Source organism: Butyricimonas sp. Marseille-P3923, assembly GCF_900184685.1.
GTDB lineage: Bacteria > Bacteroidota > Bacteroidia > Bacteroidales > Marinifilaceae > Butyricimonas > Butyricimonas muris.
In genome coordinates this window covers 1,319,401-1,338,952 of the sequence record NZ_FXXL01000006.1, presented here as the reverse complement: position 1 = coordinate 1,338,952, position 19,552 = coordinate 1,319,401, and the positions used below count along the sequence as shown (strand labels likewise).

Here is a 19,552-nt window from a genome sequence, read left to right as displayed (position 1 = left end):
AAAATTTTTTTGACACAATGTGGTCGTACCCACACTTCGGGTGGATTTTTTTTCATAACTTTGTTTGATTTTATAAGTTTAACACTTAGAACAAAAAGGGATTCGATACATGGTTTGGTCGCTCTGTTTCGAGCCCTTTTTTTATTTTGCTTTTCTCACTATCACAACATTATCTTCTATTTCAAATTTCACGTTTGTTCCTAACTCGAATAAATTCAATAACGGTCTTACATCCGAATATTTATCCAGCGTTCCGGATAACTCCACGTTTTTCAAATCCTCCGAATCAAACTGCACTTTCAAATCGTACCAACGGGCTAAAACGACCATAATCTCCGATAAACGCTGTTCCTCGAAACAAAAAAGATGATCTTTCCATGCCGTGTACAATCTTGTATTCACCTTACTGACACGAGGTAATTCGTCCCCCACCTTGTAAGTTAATTGTTCCCCGGGACGCAACACGATTTCCGGTTGCGACTCATGCACGTAACTGATTGCCCCTCGTTCCAAAGTCGCAATCATCGTGGTCGAGTCGTAGACAGCCACGTCGAATCCCGTACCCAATACTTTCACGTCACCGGCAGCCGTGTTCACGATAAAAGGTTTACCCGGATTACTTTTCACGTCAAAATAAGCCTCTCCTTTCAAATAAACCTGCCGGAAATCCCCCTTGAACTGAAGCGGGAAATGTAACTCCGTCTCGGAATTTAACCACACGTTCGTACCGTCTGACAAAACCAGATGATACTCTCCTCCACGGGGAATAATCAATTTATTATAACTCTTTTCCGTCACGACAACTTCACTTGCCTCCTCTCCGCGTATCACTCCCGCGGAATCAATATGAATAACTCCTTCCATGGTTTCAATCCTCGAGGAACGAGCCTCTTTCAGGTCAAGCGTCCGCCCGTCATTCAACACGAGCATCGCTTTCCGTTCCCCGGGAGTAATCACCTTTTTCACCGAAGGCACATTCCCCCGTTGCTCCGGTTCCACTTGGAACATCCAAACCACCCCTAAAAGAACAGCTACCGAAGCCGCTACCGAACTTACCCGAATCATCACCCGGCGACGATTACGCCTTCTCAATTTCCCGAAAGCCGCATCAGCATCAAAACGTCGCTGTTCCTCATACTTTTGTTTCAGATAATCCGGTCGGGAAAGCCTCCCGGCAATCCGTTCCTCCATCGAATCACCAACAAATTCTCTGTCAGAACTTTCCTCTTCTAAAAAAAGTCCTTTTAGATAATCCGTAACCCGCTTGGATCTATTCGCTATATTTTTCCAATCTCGTATCATTTCATGTTTCTTCTCATTTAAAGAACACATGACTTTAAAAAACGGGTGACAAAAAAAATCAAAAAAATGAACCACCCCTCACCCAAACGTTCACGTACATAAGCATACGCCCTCTTTTTCTGCGTCTTAACGGAATTTTCGCTTATCTGCAATTTTTCGGCAATCTCTTTCACTTTATCGCCATTCATACTCATCAACAGCACATCCTTCTGCTGCTCGGACAACTCGTCCACTATCGCGTAGAACCTGTTCACGACATCTTCCTCCACCGCAATCTCGATCACAGGATCAAACTCTTCCTGCTCCTCCAGCACTTTCTCTCCCCATTTCTCGTAAAGTCCTTGAGCGTACCCTTGATCCCGTACCAGATTTAATGAACGGGTATATACCGCCCGATACAAATAAGCTGTTAATGAAGGACCATCTTCAAACCGGATAGATGAATCCCATATTTTAATGAAACAATCCTGAACAACATCCTCCGCGACATCCGTATCTTTCACGATTTTCAAGGCATAGTTACAGAGTGCAGGATAAAATCTCCTGTACAACTCTCTCCACGCTCCCTCTCGCTTCTTGTTCACATTTTCAATAAAATGATCCATGCTACATAACCAATTCAAACTAAAATTCTATCACCTCAATACTTCACTTATAACAATTTTTTCAATTCTTCAATATCAGGCAAAGCCCGTTTTAATTTCTCGGGCATATTGTCCGAGGTCTTATAGGTAGCAACACCCAAAGGTTTATCGTAGTCTTGAATTACATATTCCACGTACTTCTTATCTGCACTCTTACATAACACCAATCCGATAGACGGATTTTCATGAGGTTTACGCATTTGATCATCCATAAGACGTAAGTAAGTGCACAATTGTCCTAAATAAGTGGATTTGAATGCACCTTTTTTCAATTCAATTACAACCAATGCATTCAACTCACGATTGAAGAATATTAAATCGGGGAAATGCTCTATTCCGAACACTTCTAACTTATATTGATTACCAACAAATGCAAAATCACGTCCGAAAGTAAGAATAAACTTCTTTATGTTATGTATGATTTCTTGCTCTACTACCCGTTCATCTATATCTTCTTTATCCCGTTCAGCAAGTTCTTCGACATTGATAAAATCTAAAAGATATTCATCCTTAAACATACCTATGGCTTTCAATGATTGTCGGACATCAGGTATCGTTTGAATGAAATTATGGGCAATCTCTCCTTGATGATGAAATAAATCATCTTCAATTCTTGCTGATAAAACTTCTTTGCTCCATTTGTTTATAACAGATTGTCGAATGTAGAACAGGCGTTCTGTAAGTGATGCCGTTTTACGGACAATAATCATATGGTGTGTAAAACCTAATGCTAAAAACGATGTGAGTTCAAAATTCTCTTTTTCTATGCTTTCACTGGGTATTAACAGTTGGATATCAATTTCGCTAACTGCAGTTAGCGATTTGTCTTCACCTATTCCGCTAACCACGGTTAGCGACTTTAAATCATCACACCATGTTTCATAAAACTGACGCATAAATTTAATATTAGCAACAGAGAAACCACGAAGCCCAGGCAATTCTTTCTGCAACTGTTGGCTGATAGTTTCTATTGCTCCTTTACCCCAAAAACCTTCACGGGAATTCTTCGACACATAGCAGCCAATTCCATAATACAATGACAACTGCTCTTTATTTACAGAAGCCGCCGCACGATATTGACTCCGTAATATCGCTTCCTTGATGACTTTCACGGCTTCTGTGTACATCTGCAGATTGCTCATATTCTTGATATTTGAAAACAAAGATGCAAATAATTATCGAGAATTAAAACGCAATCTTTTCAAATTCTCCACATCCTTTTCTCCAAGCACATCGTATTCACCCCCACTCTGCACGATAATCCGGCACGCCATCTCGAAAAATAACGCCCGTTGAAGCACATCGTCAAAATCCTTCCCGCACACCACCTGCCCGTGATTACTCATCAGCACCGCATCGTGTTCCCGCATACCGTCAATTACCGCTTGCGCCAATTCCGGTGAGCCGGGACAATAATAAGGAATAACAACAATCTCCCCCACGTGATAAGGCACCTCCAATGTCACGTTAAAACTTTCCGGTTTCTCCTTCATGCACGCCACAACAGTCGCGTACTCCGATTGGAAATGCAACACCACGTTCACGTCCGCCCGCTCCCGCATAACCCCCAAATGAAAAACACTCTCCATGGAAGGTCTTACCCCGTTCTCCGACAGCCCGCTCACCACATCACATACCGCCACCCGCTCCCCCGTCAAAACAGGCAACCATGAACCCGTTCCCGAAACAAGAGCCTTCTCCCCGACTCTCCATGACAAATTCCCGCTACTGCAAAGCATCAACCCTGCCTCACCATACCGGTGCGCTTGGGTCACAAAGTACTCTATATTATCTTCTGTAATCATAACAAGCACAAATAACGTGAATTAATTCAAAGAAAACAAGCAAGGGGAGATATAACCCACGCAAACAAGGCACTATCCCAAACAACATAAAAAATGTGGCCAGAATTTCATCTGACCACTTGTGATTTTTATCCTCCCTTATATTACCTAAACCTCCCACAAAATTATAATTTAGAAAATCCATTTATAATACCCATCATTCTGAAGAATTATTTAAGTTCTCTAGTAACTTTCCAAAAAAGAAGTTGAGAAATCCTTGTTGCGCTTCCGGACATTTTTCAATTAACAACTCTCGCAATGCCATTAGTTCCTGACTTTCTTCAGTTGTAACGGATGAATACAATTCTCTCATAATAGAAAATATTAATTCAAAGTTGAGATTATCATGCACAACATATTTCTTTAATAACAGAATTATACGGGGAAAATCGTTATTTTTTATAGCTTGTGTAAGCTCTATCTCAATTAACAATACTTCTTTTTGTGGCAGGTCTAGCATTTGAAGTTCCAAAAGAAGTTGTTGTAGCCTTTTATCATCTGCTTCTGATTTATATTTTGTCGGACGAGGAATAGCTGAACGAAAATTGTTAGATAGATATTGATTGACTTCTTGAGTACCTATACATTTCCGAAATTTTGACAAATTATTTATCACCAACTTAAAATCATCCGAACCATAACCTTTTATGATAGGCCAATATTCTTTTCTCTGTTTGTCTTTTACCGTTAAAAGAGAGTCAAGCAAGTGCTCTACTTGACGGAGTCTATCTATTTCAAAAGCATCCATTAAAGCAATCTTGTAATTAATCAATTGCTTCTTACCAATTTTATTGGCGTCATAAAGATCTCGTAAATAACCGTATGAAGTTTCTTTCTTCATGCCTTTCTCTATCCTACTAATAAAAATCTCCAAACTCCGGGCACCCCCCATGAGTTTATGCTGTATGTTTCCATCCGGGGTAAAAATAAAAAATGTCGGATATCCTGCAATTCCAAGTTTTTTATCCAACTCAACCCCTTCACCTTTTTCCATGTCAAGTTTAATACTCACGAACCTTGGATTAAAATAATCCCCAGCTTCTTTTAGCGGGAATATATTATCTTCCATACTTTTGCAAGGCCCACACCATGATGTATAGCAATCTAAGAACACCAACTTCTTTTCTCGTTTTGCCTTTGCTAAAGCTTCTTTAAAAGTTAATGATTCAAAATGAATCCCATCTTGTCCAAAGGCTGTAATACAAGTAGTTACAATTAATACGATAAAAATATTTTTTTTCATAAACATAGTGATTTATAATATACAAAAACGAGAAAGGGGAATATGTTTGTGATATTCCCCTTTCTTTTAATTTGAAAGATCAATTTTATATTTTTCACAATAAGCCTCAAAGAAGGTTTCAAACATAGCAAATTTCTGAGTTAAGCATACAAAATCTTTATATGTTTCATAAAATTCTTCTTTTCTGTTCCAATAAGCAAATACCCAAGCTGCAAAGTCATGCAAATCATCTATTTTAGTTATAGACTTCTTCATATTCTTTTCTGCAAACTCTTTCTTCCAACGCCAAAATCCTATATATTTAGAGTCTCTTTTATATTCTTCATCATTATATCCAAACATATAATCATATTTCGATGCCCAAGCACTCTCATCAGTAATCGTATAAAACTTGTCTAATTCGTCCTTATTTATGTTGGCTGTTATCCAATTAACACAATGAGGGGCAAATATTTCCCCAACCCAATGATTCAATTCCAAATCATCCATTTGAAGTATCGAATATAACTTTCCTACAACATATCCTCTTATCCCATTACTATACACATAATTTTCAGCATTGTACGCTTCATATTGATACTCAATTCGAGAATTTATGGTATCAACGAACAATAAAGATCTAGGGTATATTTCTTCCGGAAGAACCGCAAGAAAACGTTCTTTAAATGTAGTGACCGCTTTAATCATCGCCAACGTATCTTTGGACAAAGCCATTGTCCCCAAATCAGAATAAGTACCCCAAACATAATAACCCGGATCAAATAATTGTATATAAATAATCGGATTACCATACGCATCTACCCCCAAATCTCTTTGTCCCAAGGTATCATTCACAAAAATAGAAAACTGATAATCTCTATATATCTGATATAACAGTTGATTCAACTCCCCCGGTCTATCTTCAATTTCAAACCAATCCGGGGAACTTTCCGTTGCTACCACATCCTCGTCACCATTTGTACAACGAGCGAAAAAACTAATTATAATTATGCATGTTATAAAATATAATGTCTTCATAATTTCGTGATTTTTAATTGTTGTTACCAATCATCGTACGCTCCTCTCGTTTCTCGTTATCAACCGTCACTCCTTCATTAAACACCAGCTCTCGATTAGGGATAGGCAATACCCATGCGTTATCATTCGGATAGGGTTTCAGAACATAGGTCCCCTTGTACACTCCCGCTCCACCATAACTAGACGCAGCATCGAATACCTTATGCACTATTTCCTTTGCATGCGAATACTTTGGTGACACCGCATAACGACGCAAATCAAACCAACGATGTCCTTCAAAACACAACTCTCTTCGACGTTCTTCCCGAATAAAATTTACCAATTCTTGACCACTCAAATTAGAAATATTAGGCGACTGATTGTACGCGAATCTCTTATCCATCAATATTTTGATCGTATTTTTAGCTTCAGCCTCATCAAGCATGGCTTGCGCCTCTGCCTTGTTCAAATACACCTCTGCCGCACGCATAACAAAAGCATCAAACACAGAGGTCGCTCCATTATAAGCTTTAGTACCTTTTATACAAAGATACTTACCACTTTCTTTTTCTGACCTCTTAAAAAAGAAATTAGCTCTAAGGTCAACAACACCCTGATCTGCATATTTGAAATACAAATTATATAATTCATCTGACACCCGATAACGTCCGATTGCCGGCTTCATCCAATCGTCAGTCATTAAAATTTGCACGCTTGAACTACCTTGCGTGAACAATATCTCGGGAGATTTCGATGTGTTTATAACTTGTCCTCTTGCCAACTCGTTAAAATCGTACAAAGTCACCTTTTGTTCAATGATCTTATCACATTCCTCTATCGCCAATTGCCATTCTCCCATGTACAAATAAACACGACTTAACAACAATCTAGCATCTTGCTCATCAGCCCTATAAATTGTCGGCTGTTTAATACCTGCTAAATTTTCAGCGGCACCTTTCAGATCTTTCACGATCTGTTTATAAACATGGGATACCGGATCTCGACTAAAATGCTTGTCCTCTATATATTCCGTGAGATTCAAACTAACACCAAGATCCGAATCTGCAGTTTCTTTTGAAAAAGGTTTCGCGTAAAGATTCACCAACAAGTAGTAATAAGCTCCGCGCAAAAACAAAGCTTCGCCCAACACTCTACGACGAAGCTCTTCTGGATCATCTTGAAATTCTTTGACATAGGATATAATCACGTTTAAGTAGCCAATATGCTTGTAAAGGCGAGCATAATCATAATTGTCAATCGGACTATTACTTAATGTCATAAACGGCTCTTCTTGCCACGTATACAAATTCCTACACCAAGAAGCCGGACTTATTAAACTAGTTTCTGAAAAATATCCCGAAACAAATTCTTCTACATCATCATCCATCACATGTAGATGCGGGAAATAGTGACTGGTTCGAGAATATGTAATACTTGTCGCCCCGTAACTACCTTCCGGCATACGTTGCATATATCCGTCCCCAATCATAATTTCGTCCAAATCAGTACACGAAGATGCATAAACCAGATCTTGAGAATATTCTTGCAAAAAATCGCCACACGAAAGAAATGTCACGCAACTAATGGCAAAAAACAATATCATGTAATACTTTTTCATATCGATCATAATTAAAATGTTACATTTAATTGAAGTGAGTACGTCGGGCGAACGGAAATATTAATCAAATCCGTTGTACCTGATTGCGAAGGATCCTGACCTTTAAGTTTTTTACTGCATAAAGTGAATACATTTGTTCCACTAAAACTCAGATAAGCCGAACGCATATATACTTTTTTACACAAAGATTCGGGAATCACGTACCGTAGAGAAATAGAAGATAATTTCAAATAATTGCCCGAAACAACCCGTATATTTGATTCGTCATACATCTGCCAAATATTGGATGCAAAAACATAAGGTTTATCATTACACCACAAATTAGTAGCATAGAATTGATCTAATCCGCTCAAAATACCGGGAATATTTGTAATATTCTCATCCCCAGGACGTTTCCATCGATTTGATAATTCTTTTCGAAGATTCTTTTCCGGCGAAACAATCTGACCATCATTCGGATATAACCTGAATAATCGTATTTTAGAACCGATACTATAACTCAAATTAAAAGAAAGCCCCCAATTACCGTACCCTAAATAATTATAAACACCTCCTTGCAAAAAAGGCTCTCGACAACCGGAATGCGCAAGTACAGTAGTAAACACCTCTTCCTTATCCATATCTTGATATATCGTAGCTGTTTCAACTTCTTCCCCGTCCACCATAGTCACTCTATCCGTATTATAAAACATGGGAGCTCCATTTTCAGGATTCAAACCTTTGAAACGGTAAGAATAAAATGTATTTACCGGACGTCCCACCACTTGCACCTTACCATCAAGATAATCACGATACGTGATCTCGTCTTGTAAAACTTTATTTTTAGGCTTAATCTTGTCAACCAACTGATTAAACACCGAACCGAAATTAGGGTCAATTTTCCAAACAAACCCTTTTCGACTTCCACCCGCATTCAAATTATTTATTGGGACAAAATTAAAATAAAATTCAACCCCTTGATTCTTAATATTTCCCCCATTTACGAGATAAGACTCAACCCCGTTTACCACTGAAACTTGTTTAGCCAAGAAAGCATCTTTCGTGTAACGATAATAATACTCTATCGAACCGTGCAATTTCTCGTTAAACAAACTAAAATCTAACCCGACATTCAAATTCGACGTTTTTTCCCACTTCAAATTCGGGTTAGGATAATTTTTAATCGTAGAGTAGAATTCTTTAAAATAACGATCGGTTCCCATTTTTTTTATGATTAAACGAGGGGATTCCTGCGCCGACATATTACCTTGGTACCCAAAAGAAGCTCTTAATGCCAACCGATTAACCCAATGCACGTGATACAAGAGTTTTTCTTCAAAGTTCCATCTACCGGAAACAGACCAGATAGGATTCAATTTTTTGTTACTTCGATCGCCAAATTTATTCGAACCATCAATACGAGCATTAGCATTCAGTATGAATTCATTTTTATAAGAATAATTGATACTACCGACCAACCCCACAAGCCTTGTCAAATTATCCGTCATGATCCCTCTCGCTTCATCCGTCAATAGCCATTTATCGTATTCTTTAAATTTCCCCGGCTCTATAATGTCAAAACTTAACCCTCGATCAGGTAAATAACCTCGTTTCGTGATAGAGAAACCATGATAGCGAACAGAACTGATCTCACCAATCATAGTGGCGTTCAACAAATGTGATTCTTCATGATCCAACATCTTATTATAAGAAAGCGAGAAACGTGTAGTCCAACCTTCATTATTGGTATTTGACAAACTTAATTCTCCCCCGGAAGGACATGACGCATATTCACTCTGTTGTCCGGTTTCCTTCAATATACCCTTCATTGACATGATATGCCAACTTTTTTCCCCGAAGTAAGTTTCTTGATCCGTATCTGAAATATTATAACCGAATGTTACTTCAGCTTTTAACGCAGGGAAAAATTTATAAGCTAACGCAACACTCAGACCCAATAAATTAGTGCTAATTGTTTGATCCGAATGTTTCATCTCATTCAAGATATTATACGAGTGATCAAATAAATCACTTACCTCTCTTTGATAAAAAAACAAAGAACCATCTTCATTATAAGCCGGCACACTGCGAGATGAATTATATGCGTAATTGGTAACTCCAATGACTTCCGGCGTGTAATTGCGTTTTGACAGACTACCAGAAAGACCGAAGCGAGCGATGAATTTATTGTAATTGAGATCCAATTTCACCATACCGGAATACCTTTTGTTCTCCTCGTTTTTAATATTTCCTTGCTCGTCACTATAACCGAGCGATGCATAATAACGCATATTATTGGTTCCACCGGAAAGACTTAACGTGTGAGAATTAGAATAAGTATCGTTCATCAATAATCCCAACCAATCCGTATTGACAGTTTCCATTCGACGTACTTGCCGAGTAAATTCATCATGATTCAAAATTCCTTTAGAATAATCATAATACGCCGCTTCATAGCCTATCCAAGTGGAAATATTAGGAATCGGCAATTTACTCTCGATAGCTTCACGCGAATACGCTATACGCTCTTGCGAATTCATCACGTTCACGGCTCGATCCGAATATCGAGGTCTTCTCCGAAATGTTCCGGACAATGAATAAGAAACACTTGGTTTACCGATTTTTCCTTTTTTCGTGGTAATAACAATAACCCCATTCGAAGCACGAGGACCGTAAATAGCTGTAGCTGAAGCATCTTTCAATACATCAATTTGTTCAACATCCTCCGGGTTCAATCCGGAAATCGCGTTACCCAATAGATTAACGAAATCCAGATCATTCAATTGAGAAGCATCAACATTTACCGGATCAGATAAAATAATACCATCCAATACCCATAACGGGGCTTGTTTTCCCAGTATCGTGGTAGTCCCCCGGATTTTGATTTTCGGAGAGGCGCCGACTTGTCCCGAATTTTGCATAAAGATCATACCGGGAACATGCCCTTCCAGCATTTGATCAATTGTGCTCACACCCGGCATCATAATATCACTTGCTTTCAATGAAGTAACGGAACTTGTCAAAAGACGTTTATCCACGTTGTAATAACCGTAGGAAACCACTTCTTCTAATTCCGTGTTCTCCTCTTCCAATTGGACATGCAAAATTTCCCCGACCTTAACCGCCTTCTCCGTGCTCTTCATCCCGATAAACGTGAAAATCAACACCGGATTCTTGGTCTGAGGTATCGGAAACTCAAAGCATCCCTTCACATCTGTTGTTGTTCCGATAGATGTCCCTTTCAATATCACCGTTACCCCCGGCAATGGATTGTTCTCCTTGTCTGTCACCTTACCGGAACAAATCGTATTCTTCAGTGTATCAACCGCTACTGCAACCTTCGCCCGCACATCATGAATGATCACAAAATCATCCGCAATCTCGAACTTAACATCACATCCCTTAAATATGGCACGTAAAGCCTCTTCCAACGTGGCGTCAAAAAAATCGACGTTCACTTTCTTCGCCACGTCAATCTTCGAATTACTGTAAAAGAAATCCATCTTCGTCGACTCCGAAATCCGGTTCAACACTTGCTCGATCGTCGCATCCTTCATTTTCAAATTGATACGTGCCGTTTGTGAGTACACCGCCGCCGACAAATGCATCACGCACACCAAACACAAAATACCTGTTATTCGCATGACCAATAAAAATTTTTTTAGCCATCTGGGGGGATTAATCCCCAAATCACATTTTTTTTCCATACATTTGTTTTTAAGATTTATAACTCGTCTTGTCCTCCATCGCCAAACGTCGGGCAAGACATTTATCTATTAAATACCGGAATGCCATCACACGTTTCCGGTATTTATTTATCCTTCCGAAATCACTATCGTTCTCCCTTTCACGCTGAAACATACCGAACTCGTGCTCTCTATCATCCGGATCAAATCATCCAACGGTTTGAACTTCACCATTCCACCCGTGAAACGGATTTTCTTCACGTTCTCGTTCGTGAAAAAAATTTCCACGTCATACCAACGAGAAATCTGTTTCGCAATCTCCTCCAACTCCACGTTATTAAACATGAACCTGCCATCTATCCACGAAGTATACAACCTCACATTCACCTCCCGTTTTTCCAACTCTCCCGCTTCCCCATACGCCTGCTCTCCCGGAACCAGCGTAATGGGTTTCTGTGTACCGGAAGCCACTTCCACGCTACCATCCACCAACGTGGTCGAAACCATCTCGCTATCCGTGTAAGCATTCACGTTAAACCGGGTTCCCAACACCTTCACGTCCATTCTGGAAGTCTCCACGATAAAAGGTTTACTCTCGTCCCGTGCCACTTCAAAAAAAGCCTCACCCGACAACATCACCCTTCTCTCCTTTCCCGTGAAATTTTGAGGGAATATCAACTTAGTCGCCGAATTCAACCATACCTGCGTCCCGTCAGCCAACACGATCTGATACTCCCCCCCTCTCGGAACAATCAACTCGTTCTTCCTCTCTTCCCGCGAAGTCACAATAGTATCCTCCCGGGAATAACGTAACAAGCGATTCGAATCCACTTCCACCCGAACATTCTCACCTCGCGCAATCAACATATTCCCAGACGTACTATCCAACACCACGGTTTTCCCGTCAAAAAGTTTCAACACGGCACGCTCCGCCCCCGGGCGAGCCACCTCGCCGAATTGCCGATGCAAAACAATCTTTTCTTCTTTCAACCCCTGCCACAAAGCAAAAGCAATACCCAACGGCAAAACAAACATCGCCGCGTACTTCCACCATGCGTGCAACCCGATCCGTTTTCCCCCGCGTACTTTCAATCTCCTTAGCGTACCCTCCACGTCCGGGTTAAACTCCCGCCGCAACAATTTCGCTTGCTCGTGCAATCTCCGCATCTCATCGAAAATCACCCGATGCTCCCCGTCAGCTTCCAACCAACCCGACAATTCCCTCTCTTCCTCTTCTGACAACACGTCATCGAGTTTACCAGAAATCAATTCATATACCCTGTCTTCAATTTTCATTTTCTATGATTTTTACATAGAGTACTACAAAACACGAAAACAGGGTGAAGAAAAAAATGATTTTTTTTGAAAAAAATATCTGGATATAATTACCTCCTCCCGTAAAGCAACAAGAAAAGAGTAAACTGTCCCCGTTGTAAACTTTCCCTCAAAGTCTTATAGGCAATCTTAACCTGAGTCTTCACCGTGTTCACCGAAATATCCAAAGCCTCAGCCACCTCCCTGTACTTCATATCTTCCAACACCACCAATTTAAAAACGGTCTTACACTGCAAAGGCAACTTCTCGATCTCCCCCCACAAACGATTCAACTCCGCACTTTCGAACTCGACAACCTCTTCGGGAGCCTCCAACTCCTGTTTCAAACCCTCCAAATCAACACGTTCCCGCCTATCTTTCAAGAACGTGAAGCAAGCGTTACGCGTGGCAACAAACAAATAACTATCAATGGATTCACCTTCCGCGATCCGGGCACTCTTCTGCCATATCTTCTCGAAAATCTCCTGCACGATATCCTCCGCCACATCGAAATGCACGACAAACGTGGCGGCAAACCGACACAAATTCTTGTAACGAGTACGGAAGAGAAAATCGAAAGCAGCCTCTTCTCCCGCTTTCAAATCTCTCGTCAAAATCGCCATGTCCCGATATTTCAAATTCTCTTCCATTCGCTTGCATCAATTAAACTCGACACTCCCAAAAATCCACACCCGAAATTGATTTTCAAAATTAATAAAATCCCGGAACAAATCTCTGATTTTAGCCCTACTTTTGTAACGAACATTTAATTCAAGTTCACATGACCAGAGAAAAATGGCAAGGACACATCGCTATTCTGATGACAAACGTCATCTTCGGATTGAACACCCCTATTGCCAAAACATTAGTCCCGGAATGGATTCACCCGTTTGCCCTCACGCTGGTCAGGATGTCATGTGCCACCTTGATTTTCTGGAGTATCTCCTTGTTTCTGCCACGAGAAAAAGTAAGTTTTAAAGATTTGACAATACTCTTCTTCGCCGCCCTCTTCGGGCTTATCGGGGCACAATTGTCCTTTGCCGTCGCCTTGCAATACTCCTCGCCCGTCAACATCTCCCTTATCGCCGCCATGACTCCCGTCATCGTTATGCTCATGGCAGCCGTGTTCCTGAAAGAACCTATCACCGGTAAAAAAGCAACCGGAGTATTTATCGGGGCTTGCGGGGCATTGCTATTAATACTTCAATCCACTCCCGCAGGTGGCGGGAGCAATCACACGCTCGGCACTCTTCTTTGCATCGTGAATATAGTGACTTATGCCACGTACCTGATCATCACCCGCACCATATCGCAGCGTTACTCCCCGGTCACTTTAATGAAATGGATGTTTCTCTTTGCCGCGCTCGTTGCTCTCCCCCTTGGCCTCGACAAACTCGGCGAATCCAAAATATTCATGACACCCGTGCTTGACCTGAACGCCCTGCTACGCCTCGCATACATCGTCATCATGGCAACCGGAGTCGCTTACCTGCTCGTACCCATCGCCTTGAAACGTATACGCCCGACCACTGTCAGCATGTACAACAACGCCCAACCGATCATCGCCTCGATCGTTGCTATCCTCATCGGACAGGATAGCTTCACGTGGGACAAACCCGTCGCCGCCCTCCTCGTGTTCCTCGGCGTCTACCTCGTGACACAAAGTAAATCACGAGCCGATATCGAGAAACAATCGTAATTTGTACCTGTACTGAACAAAGGGAATACATGCACGATTCCCACAGGATTCGTAGTATAATTCCGGTGTAATTCCGCATCACTTCCGTCATGAACCCTATACGAACCCTATACGAACGCTATATACAATAGCGTTCTTACAGGGAAGTAAAAGCTAAATTAAAACTTTATATGCACTATTGAACCGGAAGTGATCCCCTATTCCCGCGGAAATCACACGGGTAACGAGTAGGATTACACCCTAACCTATACTATCTATTATAGAAGTCTATCCCCCGGTTTCAAGGGCAAAGTGAACCAGAAAGTACTTCCTTTCCCTTCCTCGGATTCCACGCCGATAGTACCTCCCAGCTTATTCACGATCGTCTGGCATATCGCTAATCCTAATCCGGTTCCGTTCGAGAAACTATCCAATTTGATAAATCGTTTGAAAATATCGGTTTGCTTATTTGTCGGGATGCCCCTACCGGTATCGGAAACAAAAAAACGTAACTCATCCCCCCGTCGCTCGTAACCGAAATGCACGTGTCCCTTATTCGTGAATTTCAAGGCGTTGCTCATAAAGTTGGACAATACCTGCAATACCCTGTTTTTCTCCGTGTACACGATACACTCGTCATGACGGGAGATAAAAGCCACCTCTATATCCGGATTATCGACTATTTTCTGGCGACTACTTAACTCGAGACTTCGTAGCAATTCATTCATATCCACCATCGTGTAAACAAATTCCAACGTCCCTGCCTCAATCTTGGACAAATCCAGTATATCACTGATCAATTGTAACAACAACTCGTTATTCCGTTGAATAATATCTATATACTCTTCTCTCTCCGTCCGGTCTTCCGTCTGTGTCAATAATTCGCTGAATCCCACGATAGCGTTTAACGGCGTACGAATCTCATGGCTCATGTTTGACAGGAACATCGATTTCAATTTATCGGAATTCTCCGCGGCCTCTTTCGCCCGTATCCACTCTTTCGCCACTCTGCGCCTTTCGGTTACATCCTCGTATTTCAACACGACACCCCGCGGTTGCCTGCCATCTTCCGCGGACACGGGAGTCGCCACAACTTCAACAAACACATCGCCTTCCAGTTCCAATTCCTTCGTTTCCACTTTACCGGAAATCAAAGCCCGCTGCATCACACAGCCGGGACAAGGTTCCTCTCTGCCCATAACGTTCCGGTAACAACATACCCCTTGTTTGTATTTTCCGGCTAAAGGATGCGTGGAATACTTGGCCAAATTTTCCCACTCCACGATATAATCCGTGTTCACGTATACCAATCCGCTATTCGAGTGATCCAGTATCAACTGATTGATCTCTTGTATTTGCCTCAAATTTTGATTCGCCTTTTGCAATTGCTCCTGCACCCCGATCAAATCGGAAATATCCCAACGGGTCGCTAACAACCAATGATGAACGTCGTTTGCCACCATGTTTTTGCTCACGATCGAAACGTGTTTCACGCCATCGGGGGTCACGTACTCCTCTTGTTCCCGGTACGAACCGCCATTCTTTATAATCTCGAAATCTATTTCCCTGTACTGACGCCCCCGTTCTTCACCGTAAATTTCAATATCATTTTTCCCGAGAACTTCTTCCCGGGTATATCCTCCCAGTAGCTCGCATTGTTTATTCCAAAAAATATATTTCAGATCGTTCTCGATATCTTTAATTATCAATGGCATCGGCATATTATCCAAAACAGCGTTCAACAGCCGCTCGTTCTGCTTGATTTCAGCCTCCGTCTTTTTACGTTCCGTGATATCCCGCTCGAAACAAGCGACGAGATTATCCTCCACCCGCTTGAAACGTCCCTCGTAAAGTATCTTTTTCCCGTTCATTGTTACCGAATACTCGGACTCGCGCACCTCGCCCGTCAATAAAGCCTCTTGTATATTAGCGGTCACGTCCTCCACGCACTCCGGGTCAACACAATTCTTCAAGTTTCTCCCGATCAACGCCTCAACCGGTAACGACAATTTCGAAGCGTCGGCATTATATATCTTTTGTATATCCAGTTTGTTATCCACCATGAAAATCATATCCGGCACAGAGCTAATGATCCTCTCCGGCATCGTTTCTGCCATACCGTCACGCACTTCGGACATCCTTCTTTTATAGTAAAGAAAGAAAGCCAGATTACTTAAAGTCACTATTCCGGCAATAATATACTCCCACATGGTGTTGATGAATTAGATTGTTATATAACGCAAATATAGTAATTAAAACGTCACCCCAAGGGAGAAGTTGCCGAAAAAGGTTTCTATAGCTGATAAAGAGAAAGGCTACCGGATGATTCCGATAGCCTTCTGTGGTTACAAATTCAAAACTTAAACTTATTCACTTAAAAATGCCCGTAGCATCCACAAAGTCTTTTCCTGTTCGGAGATATAAGGATTGATCATATCCTGAGTACCGTCATCTCCCGCCTCGGCTGCAAGTGCCAGAATCTCTCTTTCCTTCCGGATTAAAATCACAAGGCTGTCCATGATATGCTTCACGCATTCCAACCCGTTGGAAACACCCGTTACTTCTTTGATCTCGGCTACTTTCATGTAAGCCGAGTAAGCGTGTAACGGGGTCCCTTCCAACGTAAGCACGCGCTCAGCAATCTCGTCTATTTTCTCGATAGCGTCATTGTAATACTCTTCAAATTTGGCATGCAACTGGAAGAACCCGCGTCCCTTCACGTTCCAGTGGAAACCTCTCACGTTCTGATAATACAACTGATAGTTTGCCAATAAATCATTCAAATGCTCAACTAATTGTTTTGATTTCTCAACGTCTAATCCGATTAAATTCTTTGTTTTCATATCTATTGATTTTTATTATTATATTTCTCTTTCATTTTTCTATTACAAATGTAAGAAGCATAATGATATAAATCAAATCGATTGTTTTTATAATTACATCTAATAAAATTATAACAACTGCCATTCAATAATATAGAATACAATAAAATCTCTATTTACATGAAAAATAATTTTAAAATGACTTTTCTCTATCATTAAATTCCACATTTAAATAAAACCTTCTTCTTTTTTGAAAAAAAATCGACTAAACTTTTGCAGTATTCAAAAATTGCATTACATTTGCACCCGCAATCAAGCAACACGGGCGCTTAGCTCAGCTGGTTCAGAGCATCTGGTTTACACCCAGAGGGTCGGGGGTTCGAATCCCTCAGCGCCCACTCCCGTGGAGCCGAAAGGCGAAAAGGAAAGACAAAAACCTGTAAGCATCAACAACTTACAGGTTTTCTTTTTATAATCCAGTGACTTTTAGTTTATGCTTTTAGAAAAACTACTTAAAGAATTTAATTTTAGCACCAATACTTTTAATTTGGAGGAATCTAAATTATTCGACCAATATTTTGAACGAATATTAATTAGCAAAGGCACATTCTTGATTAAGGAAGGAGAAATAGAAAGGTATAGTTATTTCGTTTTTGATGGTATATTACGTTGCTGGCTTTTAAATCATAAAGGGGAAGAACAAGTTTTCTGGTTTTGTAAAGAGGGTACGTTTTCAATGTCAAACATATCTTTTACATTACAAACAAGGTCTGCATTTAACGTGCAAACAATTGTAGATAGCGTTATTTACCGAATAGACAAGAAACGAGTAAATGAACTATATACTGCTATCCCTAAGGTAAAAACCGTATTCGAAGATTTGAATGCTATATTGTTGAATAAACTCTTGAAAAGAAATATCGACTTGATTAAATATTCTCCTGAACAGTATTATCTACAGATGATTGAAGAATATGGCATTACATTAAACTATATACCATTAAAAGATATAGCTTCTTACTTGGGTATCACACCGCAAGCACTAAGCAGAATCCGTAAACGTATTTCTTAACTTGGGTTCAGTGTTTTGAATATACAAGTTCCGAACTTTACAACCTTAAATCGAAAGTACAGTTATGATTAGAAAAATAAAAGCTACGGATTATCCGCGTTTGATGGAAATTTGGGAAAGTGCAGTGTTGAGTACACATGATTTTCTCAAAGAGGAAGATTTTCTATACTATAAAGAACACCTTCCGGTATATTTTCAGCATGTCACTCTATTCGGGTTTGAACAAGAGGGTATCTTAATCGGGTTTATGGGAATCGCTGAAGGAAATCTTGAAATGTTATTTATCGACAATAATTATCGAGGCACGGGTATCGGGAAAAAATTGATTACTTATGCCATAGATAATTTGCAAGTAACTAAAGTCGATGTGAACGAGCAAAACTCTCAAGCTGTCGGTTTTTATAAACATATGGGCTTTAGCGTATACAAAAGGTCAAGCTTAGACGGAGAAGGTAAAGAATATCCTATTTTACACATGCGGTTGTAGCCTTCAATATTATACCTGAATATTTGACCTCACGGGCGAGAGGCGTGTTTTGAAGTGAAGCCTAAAAATTGTTTTTACACGAGAATTACTATTTTTACGCCTGAAAAAACATAATAGTCAATTCTATGGATAACCTTCAAAAAGAATACCTCGAATTGTTGAAATCCCAGCATTTCGATAAAGAAGAGTTAGATTATGACATACTGGATAAACATATTTCGGTTTTATCAAAATCAACTGTTTTTTCAGGAAGCGCGGTATCGATTTTCGACATGTATAAAAAATGCCATGTTTACGAGTCATCGTATCACAAAGAACTGTTCAAAAATTCAAACGGGGAATACACGAGCGTGCAAATTCATCCCGATGATTACGAACAAGTCCTGAAAAACGGCATTGCCGCGATGAAGCATATTTTCATGCACAATAAATACACGAAATACAGTAAACTGATTCGGGAATACAGAACTTTGATTAACGGTAAATACAAAAGAATTACCGAACAAATACAAATTCTGGAAATAGACAAAAGGGGTAATATCTGGTTGTCTTTAAGCATTGTTGATATTTCCCTCAATCAATCCCCTTTTTCAAAAGTCAATTCCCAACTGGTCAATTTCAAAACAGGAGATATATTTTCCCCGCTAGACAAATATTTCGATAAAGACACCATTTTGTCACAACGGGAAATAGAGATATTGAAATGGATAGAACGGGGAAAGCTAAGCAAGGAAATCGCTGAATATTTAAACATCAGCATACACACGGTAAACACTCACAGGCAACGAATACTTGAAAAACTGAACGTGAACAATTCCATAGAAGCGATTAAATACGCTCAAACATTAGGCCTACTGGATACGTGAT

Annotated in this window: 16 protein-coding genes and 1 tRNA gene; 5 read left to right on the top strand and 12 right to left on the bottom strand. The window is 40.4% G+C overall.

Features of this window, described 5'->3' with window-relative positions; all coding sequences use genetic code 11:
* Nucleotides 1–141 precede the first annotated feature (141 nt).
* The 10 genes from CS948_RS11235 to CS948_RS11190 all read right to left on the bottom strand — a co-directional run bounded on the left by CS948_RS11235 (nt 142) and on the right by CS948_RS11190 (nt 13,276).
* Nucleotides 142–1,302 (bottom strand): FecR family protein, encoded by a 1,161-nt coding sequence (locus tag CS948_RS11235; RefSeq protein ID WP_176555024.1) that lies wholly within the window; start codon nt 1,300–1,302, stop codon nt 142–144.
* Between the two features lie 17 nt (nt 1,303–1,319).
* Nucleotides 1,320–1,907 carry an RNA polymerase sigma factor gene (locus CS948_RS11230; RefSeq protein ID WP_099291756.1) on the bottom strand — a complete coding sequence of 196 codons (588 nt, stop codon included), beginning with the start codon at nt 1,905–1,907 and terminating at the stop codon, nt 1,320–1,322.
* A gap of 47 nt (nt 1,908–1,954) precedes the next feature.
* Nucleotides 1,955–3,088: a YhcG family protein gene (locus tag CS948_RS11225; protein WP_099291755.1), complete on the bottom strand. Its 1,134-nt coding sequence runs from the start codon at nt 3,086–3,088 to the stop codon at nt 1,955–1,957.
* Nucleotides 3,089–3,121: 33 nt separating this feature from the next.
* Nucleotides 3,122–3,751 carry a class II aldolase/adducin family protein gene (locus CS948_RS11220; protein WP_099291754.1) on the bottom strand — a complete coding sequence of 210 codons (630 nt, stop codon included), beginning with the start codon at nt 3,749–3,751 and terminating at the stop codon, nt 3,122–3,124.
* A 196-nt stretch (nt 3,752–3,947) separates the two neighbouring features.
* Nucleotides 3,948–5,033 (bottom strand): thioredoxin domain-containing protein, encoded by a 1,086-nt coding sequence (locus CS948_RS11215; protein ID WP_176555023.1) that lies wholly within the window; start codon nt 5,031–5,033, stop codon nt 3,948–3,950.
* Nucleotides 5,034–5,099: 66 nt separating this feature from the next.
* The gene (locus CS948_RS11210; protein WP_099291752.1) at nt 5,100–6,050 is read right to left on the bottom strand and encodes a hypothetical protein; all 951 of its coding nucleotides are present in this window, start codon (nt 6,048–6,050) and stop codon (nt 5,100–5,102) included.
* Between the two features lie 13 nt (nt 6,051–6,063).
* Nucleotides 6,064–7,647, bottom strand: a complete 1,584-nt coding sequence (locus CS948_RS11205) for a RagB/SusD family nutrient uptake outer membrane protein (protein WP_176555022.1) — start codon at nt 7,645–7,647, stop codon at nt 6,064–6,066.
* 11 nt (nt 7,648–7,658) lie between these two features.
* Nucleotides 7,659–11,333, bottom strand: coding sequence for a SusC/RagA family TonB-linked outer membrane protein (locus CS948_RS11200; RefSeq protein WP_099291750.1), 3,675 nt, complete (start codon nt 11,331–11,333; stop codon nt 7,659–7,661).
* Nucleotides 11,334–11,441: 108 nt separating this feature from the next.
* Nucleotides 11,442–12,608, bottom strand: a complete 1,167-nt coding sequence (locus tag CS948_RS11195; RefSeq protein WP_099291749.1) for a FecR family protein — start codon at nt 12,606–12,608, stop codon at nt 11,442–11,444.
* 89 nt (nt 12,609–12,697) lie between these two features.
* Complete coding sequence (locus CS948_RS11190; RefSeq protein ID WP_099291748.1) at nt 12,698–13,276, bottom strand: RNA polymerase sigma-70 factor; 579 nt, start codon at nt 13,274–13,276, stop codon at nt 12,698–12,700.
* A 131-nt stretch (nt 13,277–13,407) separates the two neighbouring features.
* On the opposite strand from CS948_RS11190, the gene CS948_RS11185 reads away from it, so the two are divergent.
* The gene (locus CS948_RS11185; protein WP_099291747.1) at nt 13,408–14,325 is read left to right on the top strand and encodes a DMT family transporter; all 918 of its coding nucleotides are present in this window, start codon (nt 13,408–13,410) and stop codon (nt 14,323–14,325) included.
* Between the two features lie 257 nt (nt 14,326–14,582).
* Here the strand turns inward: CS948_RS11185 and CS948_RS11180 are convergent, their stop codons facing one another.
* Nucleotides 14,583–16,514 carry an ATP-binding protein gene (locus CS948_RS11180; RefSeq protein WP_099291746.1) on the bottom strand — a complete coding sequence of 644 codons (1,932 nt, stop codon included), beginning with the start codon at nt 16,512–16,514 and terminating at the stop codon, nt 14,583–14,585.
* Between the two features lie 156 nt (nt 16,515–16,670).
* The gene (locus tag CS948_RS11175; protein WP_099291745.1) at nt 16,671–17,147 is read right to left on the bottom strand and encodes a Dps family protein; all 477 of its coding nucleotides are present in this window, start codon (nt 17,145–17,147) and stop codon (nt 16,671–16,673) included.
* Between the two features lie 302 nt (nt 17,148–17,449).
* On the opposite strand from CS948_RS11175, the gene CS948_RS11170 reads away from it, so the two are divergent.
* From CS948_RS11170 to CS948_RS11155, 4 genes are all read left to right on the top strand, one after another.
* Nucleotides 17,450–17,524 (top strand) — tRNA-Val (locus tag CS948_RS11170).
* Between the two features lie 95 nt (nt 17,525–17,619).
* Entirely contained in the window at nt 17,620–18,198 is a 579-nt protein-coding gene (locus CS948_RS11165; RefSeq protein WP_099291744.1) for a Crp/Fnr family transcriptional regulator, read from the top strand.
* 64 nt (nt 18,199–18,262) lie between these two features.
* Nucleotides 18,263–18,685 carry a GNAT family N-acetyltransferase gene (locus tag CS948_RS11160; RefSeq protein WP_099291743.1) on the top strand — a complete coding sequence of 141 codons (423 nt, stop codon included), beginning with the start codon at nt 18,263–18,265 and terminating at the stop codon, nt 18,683–18,685.
* A gap of 125 nt (nt 18,686–18,810) precedes the next feature.
* Nucleotides 18,811–19,551: a response regulator transcription factor gene (locus CS948_RS11155; RefSeq protein WP_099291742.1), complete on the top strand. Its 741-nt coding sequence runs from the start codon at nt 18,811–18,813 to the stop codon at nt 19,549–19,551.
* Nucleotide 19,552: the final 1 nt, after the last annotated feature.